The sequence below is a fragment of the Vallitalea maricola genome (genome assembly GCF_036985595.1).
In the GTDB taxonomy this organism is placed as follows: domain Bacteria; phylum Bacillota; class Clostridia; order Lachnospirales; family Vallitaleaceae; genus Vallitalea; species Vallitalea maricola.
Genome location: NZ_BTPU01000124.1, coordinates 1 through 2,854, shown reverse-complemented (window position 1 = coordinate 2,854; position 2,854 = coordinate 1). Strand labels below are relative to the sequence as shown.

General features: G+C 26.4%; 4 protein-coding genes. All 4 read left to right on the top strand.

Annotated features, from left to right (window positions below; translation table 11 throughout):
- Positions 1–281: 281 nt before the first annotated feature.
- Positions 282–743, top strand: coding sequence for a DUF6323 family protein (locus tag AACQ14_RS23410; protein WP_339365967.1), 462 nt, complete (start codon positions 282–284; stop codon positions 741–743).
- Positions 743–2,050 (top strand): DUF6179 domain-containing protein, encoded by a 1,308-nt coding sequence (locus tag AACQ14_RS23405; RefSeq protein ID WP_339365966.1) that lies wholly within the window; start codon positions 743–745, stop codon positions 2,048–2,050. The genes AACQ14_RS23410 and AACQ14_RS23405 overlap by 1 nt, the downstream gene beginning before the upstream one ends.
- Before the next feature lie 108 nt (positions 2,051–2,158).
- Positions 2,159–2,407, top strand: coding sequence for a hypothetical protein (locus tag AACQ14_RS23400; protein WP_339365965.1), 249 nt, complete (start codon positions 2,159–2,161; stop codon positions 2,405–2,407).
- Positions 2,407–2,811, top strand: coding sequence for a hypothetical protein (locus AACQ14_RS23395; protein ID WP_339365964.1), 405 nt, complete (start codon positions 2,407–2,409; stop codon positions 2,809–2,811). The genes AACQ14_RS23400 and AACQ14_RS23395 overlap by 1 nt, the downstream gene beginning before the upstream one ends.
- Positions 2,812–2,854 lie beyond the last annotated feature (43 nt).

Genomic DNA, 2,854 nt, shown 5'->3' with positions numbered 1-2,854 from the left:
TCGGCGTCCTGCCTCACTACTTCACATATACATATACTATTTTGCGCGTAGTGACGTTCAATACGAATCACAAAACAATTTTTCTTCTATGTTCATAACTCCTGGCTATATCAAATTTTATTTATTATAGGTAAATATTTTTTTGTTGACAAGAAGTAAAGAATGATATATAATAAAATTTAAAGCTTAATTATATAAAAAGACATAATAAACCAACTTTACTATATCATATTTTGGGTTTTTTGTCAAGGTTTTTGGATAAATTTATTTAGGAGGTTGTTATGAAATTACCGATTATGATTGTTAATAGTTCAACGGAACAACAGGTCAATGAGATTATTAGACTTAATGAAGAGACCATAAAATATGGTCTTACACTTTCTAAGCATGAGATTATGCAGATTATTGATGTTAGAAATGATTTGTTAAAAGGATATGGACGTATTGAATTAGGTACAGAAATCATTAATAAATTAATTAAGAGTTTTTATAATTCATCTTATATACAACAAGATATGTATGTGTCAACTCTAATGGAACTACAAGAAGTCTTTTATTATATGAAAAATGAGACAGAAGATAATCTAAGTGATGATGAGATTATAGAAATATTAAGAGAGTTCTTTGAGGATTATTGTAAGGGGTCAATTGAATTATTGCAAGGAAGGGAAATTGAAAATTTTGCAAGAAATCAACGAATCAAGTACCAAGAATCTGATTTTCTAAAGGGGGTGTCATTTTAATGAATAATGATTTGGCTTTGGAGTTAATTAGTAAAAATAATATAGAGATATTAGTTATATTGAAGAAATTAATAGAAAAGTACACTTTTGGTGAGAGTTCGTCGGTTAAAGTAGAAGTTGCGGAGAATCTTTTACAGTCTATCCATTATTCAATTGATGCTTATGTAAGTAAATGTTCACAGGAAGAAGGATTAATTACATTACAAAGTGAAGGAATTACAGAAGTATATGAAAAAGGATTAAGTGAAGTAAAATTATGTTTAGAGCAATGTAAAGAGCTATACAAAAATGTCATGGATAATAAATTGCAAATAAATATACAGGCTTATAACGATACTTTACACACAGCTATACCATATTTTTTAAGGGAGTATAATTGCTTATATAATGCACATGAAACTATTTGCTGTATTGATTATCCTTTAGCAATTAATGATATGGATATACAGGGAGTTTTTTATATTAGAAAGTATCTAGAAAGAATAATGTTAGAAAATAAGTTTTGCAATTATTTTATTAATGAAATAGATGAAGTGTTAAGTTGTTATGGAGAGTTATACAAATTAAACTATAGTGAAGCATTAATCAATGTATTTGAAATAGTAATTAATAATTATATATTTTTCTTAATAGCTGAAAATGAAGGAATCAGTATTCATATATCCAAAGTTGATTATGAAATGATAATTAGTAAAATTAGTAATTTAGAAAGTAAAGATATTAATAAGCTATTAGATAATATTTTTAAGGAAATACTTATTAATTTAGATATTAAGAATAAGGAGCTTATATATTATATTAATGAATATAAAAGCGTTTTTACTGACAGGCTCATTAGTAATATTAATCATGGTAGTTTAAGATATATGGTTATAGTTGATGATAATCAAAAATTACAAGAGGTAAATTTATTGGACACAGATGATAGGATGGATGATGATTCGTTTAAAGAATTGGTAAATATAATTCAAGCATGTAATGATACACAAGATATTATAGATATTATTAAGAATAATGTGAAGTCGTTAATTGATTTTATAGATATTTTAAAAGGGGATTGTCTTTTTGGTGCAGAAACGTTTTATAGTATATTTAATATATTGAATGATATGGAATTAGCTATTTTAGGTAAGGTAGTCTATGATGAAGAATTAAGATATAGAGAGGGGATGGACATTTTGTTGATTGATATAGGTGATAGGGAAAAGGAATGGGAAATATATTATGATGATTTCATAAAAGATTTAGATAAGGATAGAATTGAAGACATTAAATGGTTAATGAGTAATTATAATATAGTAACATAATGTATGTATATTAATAAAAATATTCAAATTACATTAAAATATATATGGAGTGCATAATGTTATAATATAACATAATATAGCTTATATGCTTGAAAGGAGGCAAATAACATGGGAGTTGCTGCTTTAGTGTTAGGAATTGTTTCTGCAATTGCTGCATTTATACCATTTTGTAACACAATAGCATTTATACCTGCTGTAGTGGGTCTTATCTTAGGTATAGTTGAAACAGTTAAAAAGAGCAAAAACAATGAACCAAAAGGTATGGGGATTGCAGGAATCGTGCTTAATGCATGTGCAATAGTATTAATTATCATTTGGGTAGTATGTTTAGGATCTGCGATTGCAACAGTGCAATAATGAAAAAGAGATTTATTATTTACAACTGGGTTTTCCTAGGGATATTGGTATATTTTATTTGTTTACCATTGATTACACCCATAATGGTAAAAATTATGCCTGATTTATGGATATGTCCATATCAAAAATATACAGGTAAAGAATGTCCGTTTTGTGGTGTTACAACTGATTTATACCGTTTGTTCAGGAATCCTCAAATGCTAGGTGATATTAAGAATTTTAAAAATCTTGTTTCATTAATAGCCTTAGTTTTAGGTTTGTTGGAGTTTCAGTATAGGATAATTATATTGATAACAGTTAAAAAAATAAAAAGAATTAAGGGGATTTTTATAACAGATATTATTATACATATATTATTAATTAGTATATTTTTTTCTTTGGCTATTTATTTTTGGAACAAGTAAATTTATTATTTTAATGAAGAATGAGAATAAAAAACGGGGAGCT